The organism is Bacillus sp. THAF10, assembly GCF_009363695.1.
Taxonomy (GTDB): domain Bacteria; phylum Bacillota; class Bacilli; order Bacillales; family Bacillaceae_I; genus Sutcliffiella_A.
On record NZ_CP045403.1, the window covers coordinates 3,357,549 to 3,380,954 of the forward strand.

General features: G+C 43.3%; 19 protein-coding genes. 1 reads left to right on the forward strand and 18 read right to left on the reverse strand.

Annotated features, from left to right (window positions below; genetic code table 11):
- Nucleotides 1-24: 24 nt before the first annotated feature.
- The 9 genes from FIU87_RS17405 to FIU87_RS17445 form a co-directional block, all read right to left on the reverse strand.
- Nucleotides 25-321, reverse strand: coding sequence for a rhodanese-like domain-containing protein (locus tag FIU87_RS17405; protein WP_152445739.1), 297 nt, complete (start codon nt 319-321; stop codon nt 25-27).
- Between the two features lie 26 nt (nt 322-347).
- The gene (locus tag FIU87_RS17410) at nt 348-704 is read right to left on the reverse strand and encodes a rhodanese-like domain-containing protein (protein WP_152445740.1); all 357 of its coding nucleotides are present in this window, start codon (nt 702-704) and stop codon (nt 348-350) included.
- A gap of 14 nt (nt 705-718) precedes the next feature.
- Complete coding sequence (locus FIU87_RS17415) at nt 719-1,201, reverse strand: DsrE/DsrF/DrsH-like family protein (RefSeq protein ID WP_172971174.1); 483 nt, start codon at nt 1,199-1,201, stop codon at nt 719-721.
- A gap of 19 nt (nt 1,202-1,220) precedes the next feature.
- Nucleotides 1,221-1,448: a sulfurtransferase TusA family protein gene (locus tag FIU87_RS17420; RefSeq protein WP_152445742.1), complete on the reverse strand. Its 228-nt coding sequence runs from the start codon at nt 1,446-1,448 to the stop codon at nt 1,221-1,223.
- A 162-nt stretch (nt 1,449-1,610) separates the two neighbouring features.
- Entirely contained in the window at nt 1,611-1,871 is a 261-nt protein-coding gene (locus FIU87_RS17425; RefSeq protein WP_152446639.1) for a metal-sensitive transcriptional regulator, read from the reverse strand.
- 121 nt (nt 1,872-1,992) lie between these two features.
- Entirely contained in the window at nt 1,993-2,871 is an 879-nt protein-coding gene (locus tag FIU87_RS17430) for a sugar phosphate isomerase/epimerase family protein (protein ID WP_152445743.1), read from the reverse strand.
- Nucleotides 2,872-2,891: 20 nt separating this feature from the next.
- Nucleotides 2,892-4,055 (reverse strand): ROK family transcriptional regulator, encoded by a 1,164-nt coding sequence (locus FIU87_RS17435; RefSeq protein ID WP_152445744.1) that lies wholly within the window; start codon nt 4,053-4,055, stop codon nt 2,892-2,894.
- A 34-nt stretch (nt 4,056-4,089) separates the two neighbouring features.
- Nucleotides 4,090-5,070: a glycoside hydrolase family protein gene (locus tag FIU87_RS17440; RefSeq protein ID WP_152445745.1), complete on the reverse strand. Its 981-nt coding sequence runs from the start codon at nt 5,068-5,070 to the stop codon at nt 4,090-4,092.
- A gap of 1 nt (nt 5,071) precedes the next feature.
- Entirely contained in the window at nt 5,072-6,157 is a 1,086-nt protein-coding gene (locus FIU87_RS17445) for a Gfo/Idh/MocA family protein (RefSeq protein ID WP_152445746.1), read from the reverse strand.
- Nucleotides 6,158-6,423: 266 nt separating this feature from the next.
- Here FIU87_RS17445 and FIU87_RS17450 point away from each other — a divergent pair, with 266 nt between their 5' ends.
- A complete protein-coding gene (locus FIU87_RS17450) occupies nt 6,424-8,835 on the forward strand; it encodes a beta-galactosidase (protein ID WP_152445747.1) in 2,412 nt (803 codons plus the stop codon).
- Nucleotides 8,836-9,176: 341 nt separating this feature from the next.
- On the opposite strand, the gene FIU87_RS17455 is transcribed toward FIU87_RS17450, so the two are convergent.
- From FIU87_RS17455 to FIU87_RS17495, 9 genes are all read right to left on the reverse strand, one after another.
- Complete coding sequence (locus FIU87_RS17455) at nt 9,177-9,935, reverse strand: sugar phosphate isomerase/epimerase family protein (RefSeq protein WP_152445748.1); 759 nt, start codon at nt 9,933-9,935, stop codon at nt 9,177-9,179.
- A 62-nt stretch (nt 9,936-9,997) separates the two neighbouring features.
- On the reverse strand, nt 9,998-10,966 hold the full coding sequence (locus FIU87_RS17460) for a sugar phosphate isomerase/epimerase family protein (protein WP_152445749.1): 969 nt from the start codon (nt 10,964-10,966) through the stop codon (nt 9,998-10,000).
- 15 nt (nt 10,967-10,981) lie between these two features.
- A complete protein-coding gene (locus FIU87_RS17465; protein ID WP_152446640.1) occupies nt 10,982-12,019 on the reverse strand; it encodes a Gfo/Idh/MocA family protein in 1,038 nt (345 codons plus the stop codon).
- A gap of 15 nt (nt 12,020-12,034) precedes the next feature.
- A complete protein-coding gene (locus FIU87_RS17470; RefSeq protein ID WP_152446641.1) occupies nt 12,035-12,757 on the reverse strand; it encodes a ThuA domain-containing protein in 723 nt (240 codons plus the stop codon).
- A 1,470-nt stretch (nt 12,758-14,227) separates the two neighbouring features.
- Nucleotides 14,228-15,214: a LacI family DNA-binding transcriptional regulator gene (locus tag FIU87_RS17475; RefSeq protein ID WP_152445750.1), complete on the reverse strand. Its 987-nt coding sequence runs from the start codon at nt 15,212-15,214 to the stop codon at nt 14,228-14,230.
- A gap of 115 nt (nt 15,215-15,329) precedes the next feature.
- On the reverse strand, nt 15,330-16,445 hold the full coding sequence (locus tag FIU87_RS17480; RefSeq protein ID WP_152445751.1) for a Gfo/Idh/MocA family protein: 1,116 nt from the start codon (nt 16,443-16,445) through the stop codon (nt 15,330-15,332).
- A gap of 118 nt (nt 16,446-16,563) precedes the next feature.
- Nucleotides 16,564-19,908: a GH36-type glycosyl hydrolase domain-containing protein gene (locus tag FIU87_RS17485; RefSeq protein ID WP_152445752.1), complete on the reverse strand. Its 3,345-nt coding sequence runs from the start codon at nt 19,906-19,908 to the stop codon at nt 16,564-16,566.
- Between the two features lie 213 nt (nt 19,909-20,121).
- Nucleotides 20,122-22,278, reverse strand: coding sequence for a beta-glucosidase BglX (gene bglX, locus FIU87_RS17490; protein ID WP_152445753.1), 2,157 nt, complete (start codon nt 22,276-22,278; stop codon nt 20,122-20,124).
- 155 nt (nt 22,279-22,433) lie between these two features.
- On the reverse strand, nt 22,434-23,393 hold the full coding sequence (locus FIU87_RS17495) for a carbohydrate ABC transporter permease (RefSeq protein WP_152445754.1): 960 nt from the start codon (nt 23,391-23,393) through the stop codon (nt 22,434-22,436).
- Between the last annotated feature and the right edge of the window lie 13 nt (nt 23,394-23,406).

Genomic DNA, 23,406 nt, shown 5'->3' on the forward strand with positions numbered 1-23,406 from the left:
GTCGTTCCTCTCCTCCAAAAAATATTATTCTACATTACCTTCCCATTCGAGCATGCCACCAATCATATTAATGACGTCAAAGCCTTGTGCTGTCAGGAACATGGATGCTTTCCCGCTTCTTCCACCTGAACGGCAGACCATGATATGCGTTTTGGACTTATCAATATCCTGCGTACGGAACTCCAATAAACTTAATGGAATGTTTACTGCTTGTGGAATCTTCCCTGCAGCCACTTCCTCTGCTTCTCGAACATCAATAATCGATACTTGCTCGCCTGCAGAAAGCTTCGCCTCTAATTCCTGTGGTGTAATCTCTTTCATGTTTGGCAGCTCCTTTTCCATTTAAATTACCAGGCATTCAGCCCGCCTTTGACATTGGCAAGCTTTGTGAATCCTGCTTTCTTCAATTGCTTGACGGCTGCATTACTTCGCATGCCGCTTTGACAAATCACAATGATCTCTTTATCTTTTGAAAGCATATTTGTGCTGTTTCCGATCGTGTTCAAAGGGATATTTTGAAACTGTTGAATGTGCTTCCCTTTGAATTCCATCGGTGTACGAACATCAATAAACTGTTTGTTCTTATTGTTTAGCTCTAACTTTAATTCTGCCGTTGATATTTGACGGACTCCGGAAGTCGGCTTCATTCTGCTGATTAGAAAGACGACTGCAAGCCCCATAAATATATAAGGAAGAAACTCCATTTAAGCACGCTCCTTTAGATGAATAGATTTACATTTCCTTCAGAAGCTTCCCCTAAATATGCGCCAACCCCTGCGTATTCAATACCGTCCATCATCTCTTCATGCTTTAAGCCAAGTAAATCCACCGTCATTTGGCAACCGATAAGTTTAACATCTTGTTCTTTTGCCATTTCAATCAAGCTCGGTAAAGACTGTACATTATGCTTTTTCATGATTCCTTTGATCATTTTTGGCCCCATACCAGCCATATTCATCGTGGATAATGGAAGCTTGTTCGCTCCACGTGGCATCATCTTTCCAAACATTTTTTCAATAAAGTTCTTCTTTGTTGGAACAAGCTCCTCTTTACGTAGTGCATTTAATCCCCAGAATGTGTGAAAAATCGTTACTTCATGATCATAGGCAGCTGCACCGTTTGCAATAATATAGGCTGCAATTGCTTTATCATAATCACCACTGAAAAGTACAATCGTTGTTTTCTTCTTTTCCATGTTGATTCTCTCCTTTTGATTGTCATTATGCTTTTTTAATATAGAAAGTGAAGACGTCGTTTTCTTCTTTCATGTCTACTAGTTCATTTCCTGTTGCTTTGCACCAAGCAGTTAGATCTGTTTTGGCACCTTTATCTGTTGAAATCACTTCTAAAATCTCACCAGAATTCACTTCATTTAATGCTTTCTTCGTTTTTACCAGTGGCATTGGACATGCTAACCCTTTTGCGTCTAATACTTTATTAACATTCATGTTTTATTCCTCCTATTTTTTATACCCACACGGGTATATATTTCTCTATAAATTTCCATATACCTACAGGGGTATATGATTAGATAAAAAAATATTTAAATACCCTACCAGGTATTACATTAGCTATAATATACCACTAGGGGTATATTGTCAACTCTTTCGTTACCTACTTTTGATTAGAAGGTTCACAGCCTGCTGTACTAGCTCGCTTGTATCTTCTCCATTTTGTACGCTCTCTCTGACACATTGTTCCAGGTTTGAGCTTACAATCACCCCGATGGCACGCTCTATTGCAGTGGTTGCTGCATTTAGTTGTGACACCACATCCCGGCAATCCTCACCCTGTTCCATCATATGAAGCACACCACGAATTTGGCCTTCCGCACGCTTTAGACGATTTTTTACTTGAGTGCTATATTCCATTTTCATCAACACCTCCTCCTTTCTATCCTTAACATGTAAGTACATATTATACCCCTTTGGGTATTTTGTCAAAAAAAAGGAATTTAAACAGCAAGCCTCGCCATTAAAATTCCCTTTCTTCTTATCCTTTTATTAATTCAGGTATATCATGAAGGTAGTTTTTTGCTTTTAGCAAGCCTTGCTTTGTTTTCTCCAAATCTCCGCCCCACACAGGATCTTCGTGTTCAATGCTAATGACTCCATCGTATCCAATCGTGTGTAATTCGGATAAGAATGCAGTCCAATCGAGGGACCCAAGACCCGGGAGACGATACCTCCACCAGCTAAAATCTGTGAGGATCCCGACTCTTTTCAACTGTTCTTCCTTTATCTCCGTATCCTTTGCATGTACATGGAAAATACGGTCACCGAATTCTTTTATAGGCGAATAAGGATCGATAAATTGCCAAATTAGATGGGAAGGGTCATATGCTAGACCGACATTAGGTGAATTCAGTCGATCCAAAAGCGTGCGCATCAGTTCAGGTGAAATAGCGATATTGCCCATTAATGGACAGTTTTCAAAAGCAATCTTCACTTTCACTCGCTCGGCCAGTTCTACAATCTCTTCAAAAAAACCTTCTACCTTATCCAAACTATAGGCAGGCTTCGGTCGAATGGAATCGTAGCTATCGTAAAAATCACCTGATGTATTCGGGGCAATTCCTGTTGATGTCACCACTGTCGGAATTCCTAGTTCTCCTGCTTTCTTTATCCGGGTAATTAATTCCTTCCGGTGAGCTTTAGCTATCTCTTCATTCTCACTCAAAAAGTTACGGCAATAGGTGAGAGCTGCTATGTTTATCTGTCCGCTTAGCACTACTCTCTCTAGATGTTCAAATGGAATATTTGGTCCAATTTCTAAATGCTTAAAGCCGTGATCTAATGACCAGCTGACGATTTCATTAATATCTGTTACTCCGTGGTGTACGAGAGAATTTGTAAGATATCCGAGTTTCATTTCGTTCGTCCCCCGTTCGCTCATTTTTGAGAGCTTACTGTAAATATTCCATCCAGTAAGGCAATGCTTGCGGCCCCAATCACCCCTTGTGCTTCTCCTAACAAGGAAGGTACTACTTCAACCTCTCTTTTTTTAGCTAAAAAAGAACGAGACTGGATGGTTTCACGAATTTCTTTTATGACCGGTAAATCCTCCTGCGCTAGCTTTCCACCTAGGACAATTTTTTGCACGTGAAACATGTTTAAAAAAGAAGTGAGAACCATTCCAATACGCTCACCTGCTGATTGTAGACTACGAACCACTTGTTCCTCTCCGTTATGAAGAACATCCATTAACTGATCAACAGTGGCAAGGTCTAATTCATGTAACAGTGCTTCCTCAGAGGCGTAGCGTTCAAGACACCCTTTGTTTCCGCACCAGCAATCCACACCATTTGGCTCGAACGTCATATGGCCAATTTCCCCTGCACCTGTCATATGGCTGCGGTAAATCTGATCGTTTAAAAATAATCCTGCGCCAATTCCTTGTCCAATATAAACACATAGGAAATCGGAGTCCGTTTTGGATACGCCAAACATCTTTTCCGCCAAGGTCATGCCGCGAACATGGTGATCTAGGTAAACTGGCATGTGGAAAGTGCGAGAGAGCTCTGAAACTAGCTCGACGTTTGTCCAACTCAAATGCTCGGCCTCAAGGATCCCGCCATTTTCATAATCCACCAGTCCTACTGAGCCAATTCCAATGCAGGAAACTGGTAGGGAGGAGTAGGTTTGTAAAAACTCCCCCAATTTTTCATTTAAAAGCTGGAGAAAATCCGTTTGCTGAATTCCTAATGGCATTGAAAAGCTCGTTGCCGCACGAACATTCCCCTTTAACGTTACAATGCCCATTTCCACGCGGTCGCTTCTAATATGAACCGCGGCAACTCGGTTCTTTTCTTCATTCAAACCAAGCACCACGGTTTTTCTTCCTGCCCTTTTTTTCTCAAGGACACCACTGCCAAGCTCCACCACAAAGCCCTCTTCCATCAACTCACTGACGATGTTCGTAATAGTAGCAGGTGTTAGCTTCGTAAAAGCGGCAATTTCCTGTCTTGACGGCGCCTCTAAACGCAATAGTGTTTGAAAAACAAGGGTTCTATTTAATTGTTTTGTTCTTAACGTGTTTTGACCAATAAACGACATTTCTTAAATCTCCTTAGTGGGAGTTCACTTTTGCTTAGAGCTCCACCTTACATAAACGAAGCTCATGAGCACCGTCTTCTCTTGTGTATTCATAATAATACCATATTTGTCCTTGATGAATGATGGCATCCGCATAGCGCACAGCTTTCTTTAGGCTTGTTTCCAATGCAGGGCCATCGACATTTAATTTTGCGAAGGTTTTTAAATCTGAAGAGTAAGCTACTGCCAGCTTCTCCTCGTAATTCTGCTCCACTCCAACACTTCCATCCCAAAGCACCGTAAATCCACCTTCAAATGGGACAATGGTAGTAAGACGGGATTGATACTGATCCCAGCCCTTCTCACTTACCGGTAATACAGTGTCCGTCCATGTAAAGCTTACCCCATCCGTGCTGACGGCAAGACCTGTCGGTGCAACCGCAAGACCTGTATTATGAACATCCCCTGTTTCATGCATGCCGCTAAGATCTGCTTCCTCGACTCCTTTTGCATAAACAAAATACATGAAATACTTACCGTCATGCTTCACGATATAAGGATCTTTCACGCCCTCGACTCCCGAAAGGTCTGAGGCTGTTAAGACCTTTTTACGAGTTTTCACATCAAATGAATTCGGCGTTTCGGCCTCTACCACATCTATTCTCCAGCGATTATCAGCAGAATCCACGTAACTAATGTACAAACGGTAGAGATTGTCATGAACTTTGACAAGTGCAGAGCGCTCAATAGAACTTGAAGCAAGCTCCTTTTTATGTAGGCTCCATACATCTGTAAAGCTTTCTCCATCCTTACTAGCTGCAATTCTCACCTCAAAGCCGCGCTCATTTTCCCCTAAACCACGAGGATTTCTCAAACGGTAGTATAAATAGAATGTATCGTCCTTTTCATCAAAAAGAATCGTCGGTGCCCCCGCCCAATAACCTGATTCAAAACCAAGCGGTGAAATAACTGCTTTTCCTTCCTCTGGATTAAATAGTGGTGCAAGCTTAAGTTCTCTCCCCATTGTTTGTTGCATGTTAATTTCCTCCTTCTGTGATTTCAGATAGTTGTACTCTTCTACCTTCCGCATCAGATAAAACCGCTGCATCAATTACTTTGGCTGCCTTTGCTCCATATGCAAAAGATAGGTCGTGATTTTCTCTATTTGCGATTGCCCCATGAAACTCTGCATACTGCTTTCCACGTGCAAGCCCAGGAAATTGATGTCTTTCTTCAAAGGAAACCTTCACCTTTTCATTTGCCCAGCCGCCATGTTCTGCACGACTACGGAAAAACACTTCTCCTTCCTGGTTCATGGAGATTGCGCCTTTTGTTCCGACAATCTCTAATCCATCCCCCTCCTGTGGCAACAGACGAGAGTTATTCAACGTACAAATTGCTCCGTTTTCTAGTCGCAACACAACTGCAGAAAGGTCATCATTTGTGACAGTCTCCTGTCCGTCCTCTGAATGACGCTTGTCAATAAACGTTCCGAGTGTGGCTTGAACATCCATGATTTCTCCACAAAGATCAGAAAGAAAGAAATTTATCAGGTCTACTTGATGAATACCAAAATCAGCTACTGCCCCTGCTCCTGACGTTTCTTTTTTCATTCGCCATTCCATTGAGACATTTGGATTGCCTATTCTTGCTCCACCAAGCTTATGACGGTAGGAAAAAATCTCCCCGAGCTCTCCTGCTTGAATCCGTTCTTTTATTGCTTGTGCATAAGGGTGGTAGCGGTACTGCATGCCCATGTAGTTCACAACACCAGCCTCTTCCGCTTCTTTTGCAAGAAGAAGTGATTCCTTGTAGTTAACAGAGAGCGGTTTTTCACATAAAACATGAAGGCTTCGTTTCATTGCTTCTCTAGCAATCGTTCCGTGGGAGAGGTTGTCTGTACAGATGGCAACCGCATCGACCTTGTCTAAAAGCGCTTCCAAACTTGGACAAATAATATCGGTAGACAGGCTATTGCGCTCCACCCAGTTCCTCGCGTTTTCTGCATTTAAATCGTATACTGCTGTGAGTTCCCACTCCGGAACTGCTTGAATGCCGTGCAAATGATCTGTTGCTACTCCGATTGTACGTCCTGTCCCTATAATTCCAATTCGTAGTTTCACTTAGATTACACCTCTCTGCTTAGAATGGATGTTGCATAATCAGATAATTGATTAATTCATTAAATTTATTTATAATCCCAATCTTAACATCCCCCTTTCTTTCCTTCAACTGTTTTCTAAATAAAAACGTTTCAACAACTTTCTTTCTATGATACTATTACTTTGTAAACGCTTTATTTAAATTTAACCGTCTTAAAAGCTAGCAATATACGAAACGTTTCAACCGCACTTAAAGAACCCCTACCCCATTTGAGGAGGAACTCACCTTGATTGAAATTAAAAATAAGCAAATTATCATTGATGGAAAGCCCACCCTTATTATGTGTGGTGAGATTCATTATTACCGTCTCAACCGCAAAGATTGGCAAGATCGCATTGATAATCTAAAAGAAGCAGGCTGTAACGCGGTTGCGACTTATGTTCCATGGCTTTGTCATGAGCCGGTGGAAGGACAATTTGACCTTGATGGCCATACAAGACCGGAGCTAGATCTTGGCGGCTTTATCGATCTTTGCGCTAAAAACGACCTCTACTTTTTCGTTCGTCCTGGTCCGTTTATCATGGCAGAAATGAAAAATGAAGGCATTCCTTATTGGGTTGCAAAAAAACATCCTGAAATTGTTCCCCTTGGGTGGGATGGCAACGATGCCACTACCCCCACCCTAGACTATCTTGCACCTGGCTTTTTAGCAGAAACGAAAAAATGGTACAAGGAAGTTATGGGTGTAATTGCACCGCGACTTCATACCAACAACGGAAATATTATTGGTGTTCAGCTTGATAACGAAATCGGGATGCTTTCGTGGGTAAGCAATTGTCCAGACTTAACCGATCACGTAATCGAGGACTTTTCTGGCTGGCTGATGGAAGAATACGAAGCAGCAATTTTAGCAGAGCGTTATCCCTTCGACTTGGCAGAGCATGAGGTACGGGTGGAAAAGTTCCGCTCACCATCGGAGGATTATGCACCAGAGCTTTTAAGGGACCTTGGTCATTACATGAGAAACCGCTTTGCACGTTATGTTGCCATTTTGCGTAACTACGCAGAGGAATTCGGTGTTAAGGATGTTCCGTTTATCGTCAACATTCATGGTACAGGTGGCGGCCGTGGCTTAACCTATCCAATTGGAATCAGTCAGCTCTATGAGTCTTACACTCAAGATGAAGGATATCTATCAGGCTCTGATATTTATTTTGGCGACTTGGATGTGACAACGTTTCAAGACCTTTATTTGATCAACGGTTTTATGGATGCTGTTCATAACCCTGATCAACCATTAACTTCCGTAGAGTTTAACTGCGGTGATGGAAACTTTGGCGAAACCTATGGTGCACGCTATGATGTATCAGCAGCTGATTTCAAAACGCGCATGTGTGTCGCGCAAGGAAACCGTCTTATCAACTATTATCTGTTTACTGGTGGCTACAACTATCAGATAGAAGAAGCCGCTGGTGATGGTAATGGACGGATTGCTTCCACTGGAGAACGCCATGGATTTGCGGCACCAGTAAATCCGGAAGGAAAGCTAAACTATACGTTCCCAAGAATGGCTAGATCGATCAAAACGATGATGGCGGTCGGTGATAAGCTTGCTGGCATGGATGAAGAGCGTGATGAAGTTGCTTTTGCCTTTATTCCGGATTACTACATGACCGAATATCGTTATCCAAAAAGCGCTAAAATGAAAGAAATCATTGATAATGTTACAATGCATCGAGGTGCCGGAGCGTGGGAACTTGTTGCTCGTGCCATGCTGTTAGCTAACTACCGCTTTGGTTCAGTTGATATTCAAAATAAAGAATTAAACCCTGACACCACTCGCTCTATCGTTGTCCCATCTGCACGCTATATGGATAGAGAAGTGCAAGAAAAGCTTGTTCAGTATGTGGAAAATGGCGGCGGTCTTTTCCTTTATGGTGAGGTACCTACTTTTGATATGGAAGGAAAGCCTTTTACAGCCTTAGCAGATGCACTTGGGGTAGAGCCGGTTGGGGTTACGTTCAATCACCATGGCCACAATATGTCACTCACTGCAGAGGCTTGGGCGGCACCACGGCCTGAAATACGCACGTATTTTACGCAAACCTTTAAGACTGCGGATGGGGTAGTACCGTTTATGCGGGTTACCGAAACAAACGATATTTGTGGCTTCGAGTCAACGGTTGGAAAAGGAAAAGCGATTGTGCTTGCGGCTGCTTACCGCTGTGATCTGGATTTTGTTGAGAAAGCCCTTGGGAGGCTTGGTGCAAAGGCTGGACTCACACATGACTGCGAATATCATGGGATTTTCTCGACATCTGTTGCAGCTGAGGGCGAACGCTTTATCCATCTATTGAATCTGGATGGATTTGACAAGGACATTCAGCTTACTTTCCAGGGTGAGAAGCTGTTAGGTGGCCGAAGATTTACCCTTCAAAGCAAGGACGGCGTGATGCTTCCGATGAATGTGAGCTATCACGATGTAACGATTGCTTATTCTACCGCTGAGGTGCTGAAGGTAGAAAAAGATAGCTTTGAATTCAGGCTAACGCAAAGTGCGGATACGATTTGTCTGGAGACAGCTCGGGAAGTTGCGGAAAGTGAAAGCTATTCTGTAGAAATGTTGGATGGAAAAATACTTATTACATCAAAAAAACACGCAAAAGTAGACGATAAGCTCGTTGTTTACTTTTCATAGTAGAAGAGGACCGGCCTGTTGGGGGCACGGTCCTCTTTTTTTGTGATATTGGGAGTGGCTGTAAGTGAGAATTAATCCAAGTTTTCCTTATTTAAGCCACTTTTCGTTTTTTCTGTCCAACTTTTCAATAATTGAGCCACTTTTTCATTTATTTGTCCAACTCAGCATATATAAAGGCCATTCGACACCTTTCAGCAAAATCTGCACAAACAGAAGCTCTCTAGCGCCGTAACCTCGGCTCCAATCACTCTCAAACTACTACCATGCACCCACATCAACCCATAAAAAAAAACCCGCCAATCCAAGCAAACAGCTCGAATTAACGGGGACCACCACATATTTTATAGCTTATCAATCATCTTATGCAAATTCCCAATACTCACTCGCAAACTATCAAGCGGGTTACCCTGACACTCATCCTGCTCCACGGCATACCACTCCACGCCATTTTCCTCTCCCCAGCGTAAAATCGGCTCAAATGAAATGGAGCCCGTTCCTACCTCTGCAAAGCTCTCACTTTCATCTTTCGCCATATCCTTCAAATGGATAATTGGCATTCTGTTTGAATATGTGTCCAGGTAACTCACAATATCCTTGCCGCCTTTTTTCAGCCAATAGACATCTAGCTCAGCTAGCAACAAATTATCCTCAGATGGATCTAACAAGTAATCCAAGGCGTTTTGCCCATCAATCTCTGTTTCAAACTCAAAATCATGATTATGGTAGCTGATGCGATAGCCATCCCCTTGAAGCTTACTAGCAATCTCATTAAGCTCTTTTTTTAACGCAATATAGCTTTCTGCATTTCTATCTTCCTCCACCAAGTAAGGTAAAATCAGATCCTTTGTTTCAAAAAGCTCCGCTTGCTCGAGCACAGCCGGTAACTCATTTCTGAATTTGTTTAGATCCACATGCATTCCAGCTGTTCGAAGGCCGAGCTCTTGCATTAAAGAAAAAATCTCCTTTGGATCATGGCCAAACATGCCAGAAATTTGCACACCAGCATACCCCATTTCGCTCAACTCCCTTAATACACCAGGGAAGTCTTCCTCTAACAAATCACGTACTGTATATAGCTGTGCTGCTATTTTATGCTTCATTCTAAAAATTCCTCCTTAGTAAAATAACCAAGAGTACGAAACTCTTGGTTACTTATTTTTTATTACACCCACCACATATCCGAAGGTTGTTCTTTTATCAATACAGATTGAAGGTTTGTCACTGCACGTGCAAAGCCTTCTTCAATGGACATGATTGGGTCTTCGTGCTCAATGCTGACCACATAATCATAGCCATATGTGCGCAGGGCACTCATCATATCCGACCATTCCTGCACGCTGTGGCCGCAACCAACCGAACGGAAGCTCCAAGCGCGCGTTTGCACTTCGCCGTATGGCTGCATATCCGTTAAGCCGTACATGTTCACATTATCTTGGTCAATGTACGTATCTTTTGCATGGAAATGGTGGATCGCGCCAGCTTTTCCTAAAATTTTGATCGCAGCAACCGGATCGATTCCTTGCCACCATAAATGACTTGGATCAAGGTTTGCACCAATTGCTGGAGACGTTAACTCACGAAGCTTCAGCATTGTGTGTGGCGTATGTACTAAGAAACCACCATGAAGCTCCAGACCGATTTTGATGTTACGTTCCTCTGCATACTTCCCAACTTCCTTCCAATAAGGAATTAGCTTGGTTTCCCACTGCCATGTTAGCACGTCACCGTACTCATTTGGCCAAGGAGCAACTGGCCAGTTTGGTGCCTTCGCTGTTTCGCTGTCACCAGGAACACCGGAGAAGCAGTTTACTACTTCCACCCCAGTTAATGCAGCAAGGTCAATGGTTTTTAATAGCGTTTCATGCGATTCTTTTGCAAAAGCTTCATCTGGTGAAATCGGGTTACCGTGGCAGCTGAATGCGCTAATTTGAAGACCGCGAGAGTGCACTTCATCCATATAGGCATTGCGTGCGCCTTCATCCTCAAGCAAGGTATCAAGTGGGCAATGCTTATTGCCAGGATAGCAGCCTGTGCCAATCTCTACTGCATCTAGACCCGCACCTTTTACATAATCCAGCATTTCTGTGAATGTTTTATCGGCAAAAAGAACCGTGAATACTCCTAGTTTCATTCTAAGTCACCCTCCTTAGTTTAAGTCGCTTTGGATGTTGACAATGCGCTTGGTTTCGTTGGATTCTAATGCTCCTAAAATAACCATCAAGGAGTTTTTCCCTTCGTTTCCGTCCACAAGTACTTCTTTATTTTCAAGAATGCTTGCAACAAAATGGTCAATTACTTGAGAACCAGTTTGGCCTCCAGCATCATTGCTTTGGATTTTTCCGAGCTCATAGCGAACCACTTCGCCAGTTGCATATTGAACAACCAGAGAGTGAGTTGGATCGTCCTCTAAACGAAGGACTGCTTTTTCTGCATAGATAATGGTAGAGTTATCTTCACGCTTGTAGGACCAACTTGCCGCAAGTGTTCCAACAATGCCGCTTTCTGTGCGAAGGGCACAAACCGCTGTATCATCCACATCTGTGTTTTCTTTGGCAGATGTTTCGATGAATGCCCCCACTTCCACAATTTCTTCGCCTAGAAGATAACGCATGAGGTCAGACTTATGAACCCCAAGATCTCCCATTGCACCAATGAACGCCTCTTCTTTGCGGAAGAACCAGCTGTCTTTTCCATCCACACTCCAGCCTTCTGGTCCTGGGTGACCGAATGCAGTACGGAAGCTGTATACTTTTCCAACTTCGCCACTTTCAATCAGACTTTTTGCTTTTTGATGAGAAGGCACAAAACGTTGGTTGTGGGCTATCATTAGCTTTTTGCCAGATGCTTTTGCAGCAGCAATCATTTCGTCCGCTTCTTCTTTAGATGTTGCCATTGGCTTTTCACAAAGCACATGGGCACCAGCCTTAGAAGCATATATAGAAACAGGTGCATGCAGGTAGTTTGGTGTACAAACACTTACAATATCAAGGTTTTCACTATCAATCATTTCTTGATAGCTCTCATACGCTTTTCCACCATATGTTTCTACCGCTTTTTCCGCGCTTTCTAAAACAACATCACATAGAGCGACAAGCTCCACATTTTGGTTTGCATGGTACTCAGGTAAATGGCGGTGTTTTGCAATGCTTCCGCAGCCTACTACGCCTACTCGTAATTTTGTCATCATGATTTCCTCCCCTTATTTACTTTTGATTTCTTCAAGTGGTTTTGCATTTCCGTAAACAACATCGCCTGTTATCGTTGGCTTTGCCCACTTAACAGCATTAGTAATGACCTTTTGTACCTTTTCGTGATAATACGTTGGGTACGTTTCGTGTCCAGGACGGAAGTAAAATACCTTTCCTTTTCCGCGTTTATATGTACACCCACTGCGGAACACCTCGCCGCCCTCAAACCAACTAACAAAAATGAGCTCATCAGGATCTGGAATGTCAAAATGCTCGCCATACATTTCCTCGCGCTCGATGTCGATATATTCACCAATGCCCTCTGCAATGGGATGACCAGGAGAAACAACCCAAATCCGCTCCTTCTCGTCTGCCTCTCTCCATTTCAAATCACAAGTAGTTCCCATTAATGTTTTGAAAATTTTTGAGAAGTGACCAGAGTGAAGAACGATTAGCCCCATGCCATCTAGTACTCTATTTTTTACACGTGTCACGATTTCATCTTCCACATCGTCATGTGCCATATGTCCCCACCATAACAGAACATCGGTGTTGTTTAACACTTCTTCAGTTAGCCCATGCTCTGGCTCATCTAAAGTTGCTGTTTTCACCTCATATTCTTCCTCTTTCAGGAAGCTAGCAATGGCGCCATGGATGCCCTCTGGATAAACCTCTCTCACTTTTTCATTAGTCTGTTCATGACGGTTTTCATTCCAAACGGTGACTCTAATCATTTCACATGCTCCTTTCAATCTGCTCATCTATTTTTCTAGTAAAATTTCTAACTCTCGTAAACTAACATGATTGTATTTATGGGAACGTTTCCATATTGATGAACATGAAACCCATTCCACACCAACACTTTCATTATAAGTGGATAATAAAGCGTTTTCAATGTTAAAGTCCGAAATAAATAGTAAAATTCCGACTTGTTATCAGAAGTGCGGAGGGCGCTTGCTCAGAGGCGTACAAATTGGACTGAACCGTATGAGATAAAGAAGACACGAAGAGCGAAAGCGATTCGATGTCGCCTTATCGTAAGGAGGTGAGGGAAATTTGCTAGCCTCTAGCGCCCGGAGCCAGACAACTCGAAGTGCGCAGGCGGCTCGTTCAGCCCCGACAAGCATAAGACAGTTTTCGGAAGAGGTCGCTTTTTGACCTCTGTAGAAAAATGGCTTATGACCTCGAGGGGCTAGCCGCCGGAGCCGGACAACTTGAAGTGCGCAGGGCGCTTGCTCAGAGGCGTACAAATTGGACTGAACCGTATGAGATAAAGAAGACACGAAGAGCGAAAGCGATTCGATGTCGCCTTATCGTAAGGAGGTGAGGGAAATTTGCTAGCCTCTAGCGCCCGGAGCCAGACAACTCGAAGTGCGGAGGCGGCTTGTTCAGCCCCGACAAGCATAAGACAGTTTTCGGAAGAGGTCGCATTTTGACCTCTGTAGAAAAATGGCTTATGACCTCGAGGGGCTAGCCGCCGGAGCCGGACAACTTGAAGTGCGGAGGGCGCTTGCTCAGAGGCGTACAAATTGGACTGAACCGTATGAGATAAAGAAGACACGAAGAGCGAATGCGATTCGATGTCGCCTTATCGTAAGGAGGTGAGGGAAATTTGCTAGCCTCTAGGGCCCGGAGCCGGACAACTCGAAGTGCGGAGGCGGCTCGTTCAGCCCCGACAAGCATAAGACAGTTTTCGGAAGAGGTCGCTTTTTGACCTCTGTAGAAAAATGCTTATGACCTCGAGGGGCTAGCCGCCGGAGCCAGACATCACGAAGTGCGGAGGGCGCTTGCTCAGAGGCTGGTGGAATAACGGGGAGCAGCGGGAAATAGAAAATGCTTCGAAATGCGAAATGTCACAATAACTCTAAAAAAAGTCACAATAACCTCTCGAAATGTCACAATAACTCCAAAAAAAGTCACAATAACCTCTCGAAATGTCACAATAACTCCAAAAAGAGTCACAATAACCTCTCGAAGTATCACATTAACTCCAAAAAACGTCTTAATCCCCACCTCCCGCACCCCGACTCACCCCATAAAATTCAAATCCCATCACAAAAAAACCTTCACACTAAGTGCAAAGGCCAAAATCTTCCGTTATATCTTCAATAATGCTAGAGCGCATAAATTGGACTAAACTTGAAGTGCGGAGCCTGATAAACAATATATGCCCCGCCATAATTGGAACAGGCACATACTTTCGTTCACCTCACCGACTTGCGCTCCACAATCTCCGTGGAAAGTTTGTAGGTGTTATCGACGGTGTCTTCTTTTGATAATGCTTGGAAGATAACGTGTACGGCTAAGGCACCTACTTCATATTTCGGTTGGCGAATGGTGGTAAGTGGTGGATCGATATATTCTGAGAGTTGAATGTCATCAAATCCCATAATGGATACGTCACCTGGAACGCTAATTTTGTTTTCTTTAAATGCTTGGATGCCGCCAATCGCCATTTCGTCATTCGCATAAAATATAGCTTTTGGTAGCTGACGCTGGGCTATTAGCATTTTTGTGGCGCGGTAGCCGCTTTCTCGGGTAAAGTCTCCAAACACTTTCCACTTATTTTCATATTTAATGCCATGCTCTGTTAAGGCATGTAAATACCCATCAAAGCGCATTTGGTTGTCATGTGAGTTTAGCGGCCCGCTAACAAAGCCAATTTCCTTATGTCCGCTTTTAATGAGGTATTCGGTTGCTTGAAAGCCGCCATGGTAATTATCAACTTCTACCTCGTACACATATTTATGGTCCATTTTCCGGTCTAATACGACAATTGGAAAGCCTTCACGAGCTGATTCTAGAATAATATCATTGGTAATGTTATGGGCGAGGATAATTGCTCCGTCTACCCTTTTCTCTTTTAAAAACTTAGCTGCAGTGGATTGTGCGCCACCAACTGAGCTGCATGCGATCAGGTCGTACCCATTTGTCATGGAAACTTCCTGCACTCCTTTGATGAGCTCCGAATAGAAAGGACCGGAAAGATCACGCAGTATGAGTGCGATCGTATTGGTTTTCGTTCTTTTTAAGTCAGACGCAAAGCCGTTTTTGAAATAGTTTAATTCTCTTGCGGCGTCCTGAACTTTTTTTATCGTGGCAGGACTAACCTTGTTGACGTTGTTAAGTGCATAGGAAGCGGTGGAAACGGCCACCCCTGCTAGCTTTGCCACATCTTTTATTGTTGCCATTTTGTTTTACCCCCTATGGGAATGGATCGGTGATGATGCCGCTCCCTTTCGAAACGTTTCAATCTCCTTATTCTAGCATAATGTAAACACTTTCATAAATCAATAGTTTACCCTTTTAGCTTAGAAATAGGTGCTGATTTTCTTGGGATAATCCATTAGGTAATGCAGCGGGACGGTCACATTTATGGGATATGTGTACGTGCTTTCCTTCTATAGAAGACTCGTGAATGCCATGCATCACCTCAAGCACTTGAAGGGCGAGTTGACCATTTGCTCGGTGCGGCCTGTTTGCTCGGATTGCATGTGCCATGTCTGCCGCTCCAATTCCACGACTGTTTTCAGAATATCCATGGCTAAGAGGAACAGATTTAAATTCATGCTCGCCTACAGCCCTTACTCGGACGACACCTCCGAAATTATTGGGATCAGGAACACTTAAGGTTCCTTTTGTACCGTGGATTTCCATGCAAGGAAGCTCTGTTCCACCCTTTACGTCAAAGCTAGTAATGATGGTCCCAACTGCACCGTTCTCAAAGTCGAGTATGCCTGCAACATGGGTTGGTGTTTCCACAGAAATTTTCCGACCATAGTCTTCTTCTCTAGTTACCGTTCGCTCGGGGTATCCAGATTGTGCGGAGCCCGTTACTCTTGAGATGGGTCCTAAAAGATGAATAAAGGCCGTCAAATAATATGGTCCCATATCAAACATTGGACCTCCGCCTTTTTGGTAATAAAAATCAGGTGCGGGATGCCAGCCTTCTGGACCGCTGTTCAGCATAAATCCTGTTGCAGCAAGTGGGCGTCCAATTGCTCCTTCATCGATTAATTTTCTACATGTTTGCAGGGCGCCTCCAAGAAAGGTATCTGGTGCAAAGCCAATTCGCAGATCTTTTTGCTTGGCAAGCTCTACTATTTTTCTTCCTTCCTCTACTTCAAGTGTTAAAGGTTTTTCTACGAAAACGTGTTTTCCAGCGTTTAGTGCTGCTAGAGTCACCTCATAATGCGCTTTAGGGATGGTAAGATTGATGATCATTTCTATCTCAGGATCTGCTAACATTTCTTCTACAGAGTATACTTTTTCAATGTGGTAATCGTTCGCTTTGGCTTTTGCACGTTCAATGTCAAGGTCCGCTACAGCGACAATTTGTAAAATATCAAATTTAGCTGGTGCCTCGAGGTAAATTCCACTAATGGTGCCTGTTCCAATGATGCCTACTTTCATTTTTTGCATCGTTTTCTCGCTCCTCATAAAGAAATACGGCGCAGGAGGGCTACGCCGTATTTCCATTTTATTTTTTTAGATAAGGCTATTTTCGCATACTTTGTTGCTCTGCATATATCTTAATGCCTTAGATAAAAATTGCTATTTTGTTCTCACCGTTCGTAAGGTGGTTGTTTAGCGTTTCTTTGCTGATGACAAGACCGCCTTCACGATAGCGGTTAGAGATGGTTTCCCCTAAAACGTCTGTACCGTTTAGAAGAATCTTCTTTTCGTTCTGACCAAGGTGGTAGACGAAAGTTACATCGTGACCGTTCACTTTGTAGGTAAAGTTTAGACCGTCCATTTCTGCTGGTAATATTGGGTCAACAACCAAGTCCCCACCTTGGAAACGAATACCAAGACAATTGGAGATAAGCTGATTCATGTAGATACCAGGTCCGCTAGAGTAAATTCTCCAGCCACCTTTAACCTTAACAGAACCATCTCGGAGCTTATCAAAATTTTCTTGGGCCTCATATCGGTTGTTGAACTGACCGTCTGAGCTGCTAAAGTACGCATTGCTTTGACGGCGTTCTGCGTTTGGCACGGCCTCTTGGATGTTGATTGGGTTAATCGTGTTTAAGCCTTTCCATACTTCATCCGTTTTCCCTAGCTTTGCCATTGCTTCGACATAGCGGATATGTGCGTGCACGTATTGTAGTCCGATTTCTCGTCCAAAGTTTGCTGCTTGTTCTGCACGCTTAAAGTGGGTGCTCACGCCACCTGCATAATTCGCTGGACGATTCATTAGGCGGACGCCATCTGGGCAGTAGAATTTTTCTTTGATAAGACTATAATGAGATTCCGCTTGCTCTGGTGTTAGCAACTCACTGATCATGCTTCTTGTCATTGGAAGCAGTCGGTAGTGGATTCCTGTTTTTGTGTCTTCTGGGTGGACCATTAATTCTGGCTTCCCTTTTTCTTCCATGTAAACAAATCCTGGGATTACGTCAGATGCCAGCATGTATTTATTAAAGTCGATTTCAATGCCTTTTGCTAGTGATCTTAGCTCATCTGCATCTTCTTTGGAAACTTCCTCAAGCACTTTAGAAAGTGTATTCAACACTTGATACGTTAACGATACTGTCCAGCTGGATACCATGAATTTTTTTAGCTGCGCATTTGCCGGCTGCAAGGTATCATCCCAGTCTCCATCTCCATAGGAAGAAAGGAAAGTATCATGCAAGAAGTGATCTTTCATATATTGAATTTCTTTTTTCGCATGTTCAAACACGGTTGCTGTTTCCTCTGTAAAATGGAAAGCGCCACGAACAGTATAAGGAATTTTTTCCTCAAGAATCGAAAAGTCCTTTGTAATTGTGAGGTAATCACTTAATACCTTCAATGGCCAAACAATAATGTCCCCATGGCTCTCTTGGCTTTGAATTGGGAAGTACTTATCAAACATGAACCATTGCGGCCAGTTACCCGTATCCTCGTATTGGTGCGAGTAAACTTTTTTGATAATTTCCTTCACACTCTCGTAGTTTTGGGTTGCCATAAAGTATTCTGTTGGACCTTGGCAAACGTCACGCGTTCCCCAAGCCGCTCCGCCATATTGCTCTAGGCCATGTGGCACCGAATAGTGGACAAGCATGTTGTGCGTGTACCACCATGCTGTCGCATTCATTTTTTCCAGTTCTTTCTTCTTTTCACCACTTAGGGTTAATTCGAAGCCATTCATCACTTTTTGGAAGAAGGCACGGTAACGAGCTACCTCTGTAGCAAAATCACGTGCTATAAACTCACTAGCTTCCCCGTGTAATAAGCCGTGAACAGTGATGCTGAAATCTTGTGTTGCTTCTGTTTCCAGCACAACTAAAGATGCGGTGCCTGATACAGCACCTTCAGCTAGTGTTGTTTCATCGCTTAAGGTAAATTCTGCTCCTGAAAGTGTCATCTTGTAGGCAAGATCTGGGTATCTATGCTTGCTGTCTGATCCATTAACTGCTGTAAACTTGAGCATTTTTCCGTCTTGTTCCATGTTATACCCAACAACCAGCTCGTTGTTGTTCATGGAAATTTGGTTGGTAACAAGAAAACGATAAGCCTTTCCACTTTCTGATTTAACCTCTAACTGAATTTCAGGAGAGTCGACCACCGTGTAGTTGGTGACAACAATTATATCATCGGTTGTTTTGTAGAACCAACGGGTGTAATTAAAGCCAATTTCAAATAGGGACGGCATGGTTAGTAATCGGTAGTTTCCTTCTACTTCAACATAAATGCGTTGACCGGAAGTTTTCATTACGTTTAAAGCGTTTCGCGCATTTGTCATCATTTTATGGAAGGAGGTGTTGCCAACCACAAGCTGTGAATTGAAGATACCGTACATGTACGATGTTGATGTAATCACATTTTCTGTCATCTTATCATTGTTGCCTGACATGATGATATGACCGTGCGGACGTTCTACGACAAGTTCTTTTTCTTTTAAGACAATATGCTCATATGTATCCGTGAAGAAGGAAAGCAGCGTATCACCATCCCATTCCTCCTGCTGACGAACAGGGAATAGAGTGTTTAGCTCATTTTTTGTAAAAGACACACCTGAAAGCACACCAGACACACGGTCTTTTCCGCTTACTTTTTCAAGTTCTTCCGCTTCCACTTTGTTACGTGCCTGCACTTCCGCCCACGCTTGAGCTACCTCGTCTGCAAACGCAAGCTCCGTTACAGCCTCGGCATGGTTTTCTTTGAATAATCCGTAGAAAACAAAGCTTTCCGATCCGTCAAGCTCCACCTTTTCAGATTGCAAGCCAGTGTAGGCAAATTCATATTGATAGATTTCGTTTGGAAGATTTTCTTTCGTTAACACTTCTGGTTGGTTTGTTTCCTTGTAGGAAAGCCCAAAGAACTGGAAGCCATCCGTTGAATAGCCTACTGCTTTCGTTAAAGAGCCTTGCTGGAGGTATGGAAAACCCCCTGGTTGCGGCTGATTTTGACGAGAGCAAACAATATAACCATTTTTCTCATCCTTAAAGACGGTATGGTCAATGTATTGGGATAGGTAAGATTCATTTGTACGAACAAGCCCCTTACTTCCAATACCAACATCCTGACCGTAGACAACATCTACCGTTTGGCCAGTGCCTTCTACTCGTACATCCCAAAACCAGATGCCTTTTTCAGATAGTCGGAAGCTTATATTGTAACGGATGCTTGCTGCTGTTCCTTCCCACGTCATCTCTTGTGTCGCATGTTTCACCTTGCTTGTTGAATGTACCCCAAGCAGTGGGTAAACCTCTATCCCGTTTTCCCCATGAACACGTAGGAATAAATTGTTCAGTGCTCCATCCAGTGGATTTGACATCCATTGGTTGATCATGATGTCTTTGTGCATTGCTTCAAATAGATCTCCACTGTTTAAAAACGTAAACTGAATATTTCCTGCTTCTATGTTAAGTTTTGAATGTTGTGTTGTTGTTTGCATTATTTAGAAGTCCTCCTTTAATAGCTTGATTGATTAGCTCTGTTAATCGCCGTAGTTGATTTCCGCAAAATGGTTCCTTGTCCTGCGGGTCGATTTGTAAGCCTCCTCGGCTTCGCTTGTGGGAATCGCTTCATTTCCATGGGAGTCTCCGCCAGTTGCTTCAATCAACAGCTAGAAACAATTTAAATTCAACAAGCTTCTTTAACAAAGCTATTAGATTAGTGAAAACGGAAGTATGGTTAGCTCGTTGCTGTTCGGTCCAATCATTGCATGAAATTTGCCTTTGTCACTTTTAAAGCTCAGGTCGCCGTGATAATAACGAAGCTGTGCTTCTGTAATCGAAAAGCTTACTTCCTTTGTTTCACCAGGATTTAGCGATACTTTTTCATAGCCCTTCAATTCCTTTAATGGACGGACAATTTCACCTGAGAGGTCACGAATGTAGAATTGAACGGTTTCTTCTCCAGCTAGCTTGCCAACATTTGTTACTTTCACAGATGCCGTAATCTCTGAATCTACTGTCAAAGTATCGGTGGAGAGATTCATTTCACCATACGCAAAAGTGGTATAACTTAACCCAAAACCAAATGGCAGCAAGGGCTCATTAGGAATGTCGAGGTAGTGAGTCACATAGCGTTCCTGCTTGTTTTCCCCTTGAGGGCGACCAGTGTTAAAGCAGTTGTAGTAAACTGGAACCTGACCCACGCTATATGGGAATGACATCGTTAGTTTTCCTGATGGATTCGCGTCTCCATATAAAAGGTCTGCAATGGCTGATCCAGCTTCAGTTCCTGGGTACCATGCTTCTAACAGGGCATCTGTTTGATCGATAACGCCATGAAGATCTAAGGGACGTCCATTAAATAACACGGTTACAACAGGCTTTCCTAATTCTCTTATTCTCCCAACCAACTTCAGCTGCGCTTCTGGTAAACGAATATCCGCGCGGCAGCCACCTTCTCCGCTCATTGCTGAAGCTTCCCCTAGTGCTAGAACTATGACATCTGCATGCCTCGCTATTTCACATGCTTCTGCTAGCTGTTCTTGTGAGACTGTTTCAATATCCGAACCCTTTGCAAATGTCAGATTGGCAGAAGGGCTTTTGGTTAACAATCCGTCATAAACTTGGACCGATTCTTCCTTTGAACCATGCCAGGACCAAGGACCAAGCACATCCCCGTTTTTCGCAAACGGGCCAATCAGCGCCACTTTTTGTTCTTTACTTAATGGCAATACTCCATCATTTTTTAATAGAACAGAGGATTTCACCGCAAGCTCCTTGGCGACACTTCGATGCTTTTCTGACATAATCAGTTCTTTCTCCAGCTCTTCACTTGTTCCGCGATATGGATTTTCAAACAAACCTAGTTTGTTTTTTAGATTTAAGATTCGTAGCACAGACTCATCAAGGAGTGCTTCTGCAAGCTCGCCGCTCTCAACTAGATCCTTAACATTTTTTGCATAGCAGGCAGTCATCATTTCAATGTCCACTCCAGCTTCTAAGCCTTTCCGTGCTGCTTCTCGCTCATCCTCGGCAACGCCGTGTGGAATCATTTCTTTCACTGCACCCCAGTCAGAAATGATGACCCCATCAAAGCCCCATTCTTCTCGTAACAGCTCTCTCATCAGCTTTTTGTTACCAGAGGCAGGAATGCCATCCACCGTGTTGAAGGCCGTCATCACCATTTCACAGCCTTCATCGAGGGCCGCTTTATAAGCTGGTAGATAGGACTCGCGAAGCTGTCTCTCTGACATGTTGACGGTGTTGTAGTCACGTCCGCCCTCTGGTGCTCCGTATGCAGCAAAATGCTTCACACAAGCTGCCACGCGGTCGGTTTCCTCTGTCAAGTTATCGCCTTGAAAGCCTCGAACAAAGGCTTTTGCAAACAGGCTGTTTAGATATGGATCTTCCCCAGTGGACTCCATCACACGACCCCATCTTGGATCACGAACAAGGTCTACCATCGGTGCAAATGTGACATGCACACCAGAAACAGAGGCTTCCTTGGCAGCAATCTCTGCACTTTTTTCGGCAAGCTCTGTATCCCATGAACAACCAATCGCTAAAGGTACCGGGAAGATGGTTTTAAAGCCGTGAACAATATCCGCCATCATTAATAATGGAATACCTAAACGGTTGTGTGCTAAATGCTCTCGTTGAATGTTCGTTACTTCTCTCGCTCCTGAGGCACCGAGGACAGAGCCACTGTTTTCTACTACCTCATTGGTAATTCCCATATCTTGAAGCGGTCCAGTAATTTCCCCATCACCTGCTGCACCCTTGTAGAAGAAAGTCGCTAACTGCATCAATTGCGCTATTTTTTCGTCTAAGGTCATTTGTTGTAAAAGATTTTCCATGTTTTTCTCCATCCCTCGGAACCTCCTCGATTATTGTCACTATTACACGAAACGTTTTTATAGTTAAAAATGAATAAAATAAAGCAGTTTTAAAGTTAGTTATCTTTGTTTTTTCGAAACGTTTCTATTTATTTCGATAAAGAGGCCCATACGGCGCTCTTTATCCCCTATTCACCTGCAATACCAGAACGGTCGACACCTTCGACAAACCAGCGTTGTGTAATCGCATAGACCACCAGCATTGGCAGAATCGTCATTACAGTTCCAGCCATATTGATTCCTTCATTAATTTCAGATGTTTCTCCGCCACTCTGTGGATACATCTGTTGATAGGTTGCGACAAACTTCTGTAGCTCCAGAGGCAAGGTCGTTAACGAGTTACCAAAGTAGATTGCTGCTAGATACGTTTCATTCCAGTACCAAACAAATGAGAACAGGAAAGAAATGATGATGGCCGGTGCCGCCATCGGTAGAGCAAGTGTTAGAAAGATCCGTAAAGCCCCTGCACCATCGAGCTGTGCTGCTTCTTCTAATGCTTTTGGCATCATTTTAAAGAACTGATAAAAAATTAAGATGAATATCGCACTATTGATTCCTTGTCCAAGTAATGCGGGAAGCAAGAAAGCCTGAATGCTTCCTAAGATACCAATCTCGTTAAAAAATACATAACGAGGAATGACCGTTACTTGCGGCGGAATGATGAAAGTTGCAAGTACCAGAACAAACATTGTTCTTTTAAAAGGAAAGGCAAAACGTGCAAAGCCATAGCCAATGACGGCACAAACCGCCGTTTGAACAATCGCTGGAATTGCTGTTACATATAACGATTCTGCCATTGTTGGCAGGAACTTCAGTACTTTATATGCCGCTTGATAGTTATCTAGATAAAGCTGAGTCGGAATCCAATTGACCAATGGATTTAAAATATCATCTAGACTTTTTAAGCTGTATGAAATCATATAAAGCAACGGAAATAAGTAGACAAAGCCGATTCCGATTAATAAGCCGTAGATAAAAAGCTTATACAGAAGGCCGTCGTTTCCTTGCATTCCAAAAGCGAGCTTTTTTAACCTAGTGATGATACTTGTGCCTTTTGGTTTTCGGTTAGCTAGCGATTCGCTTGCCATGATATCGGCCTCC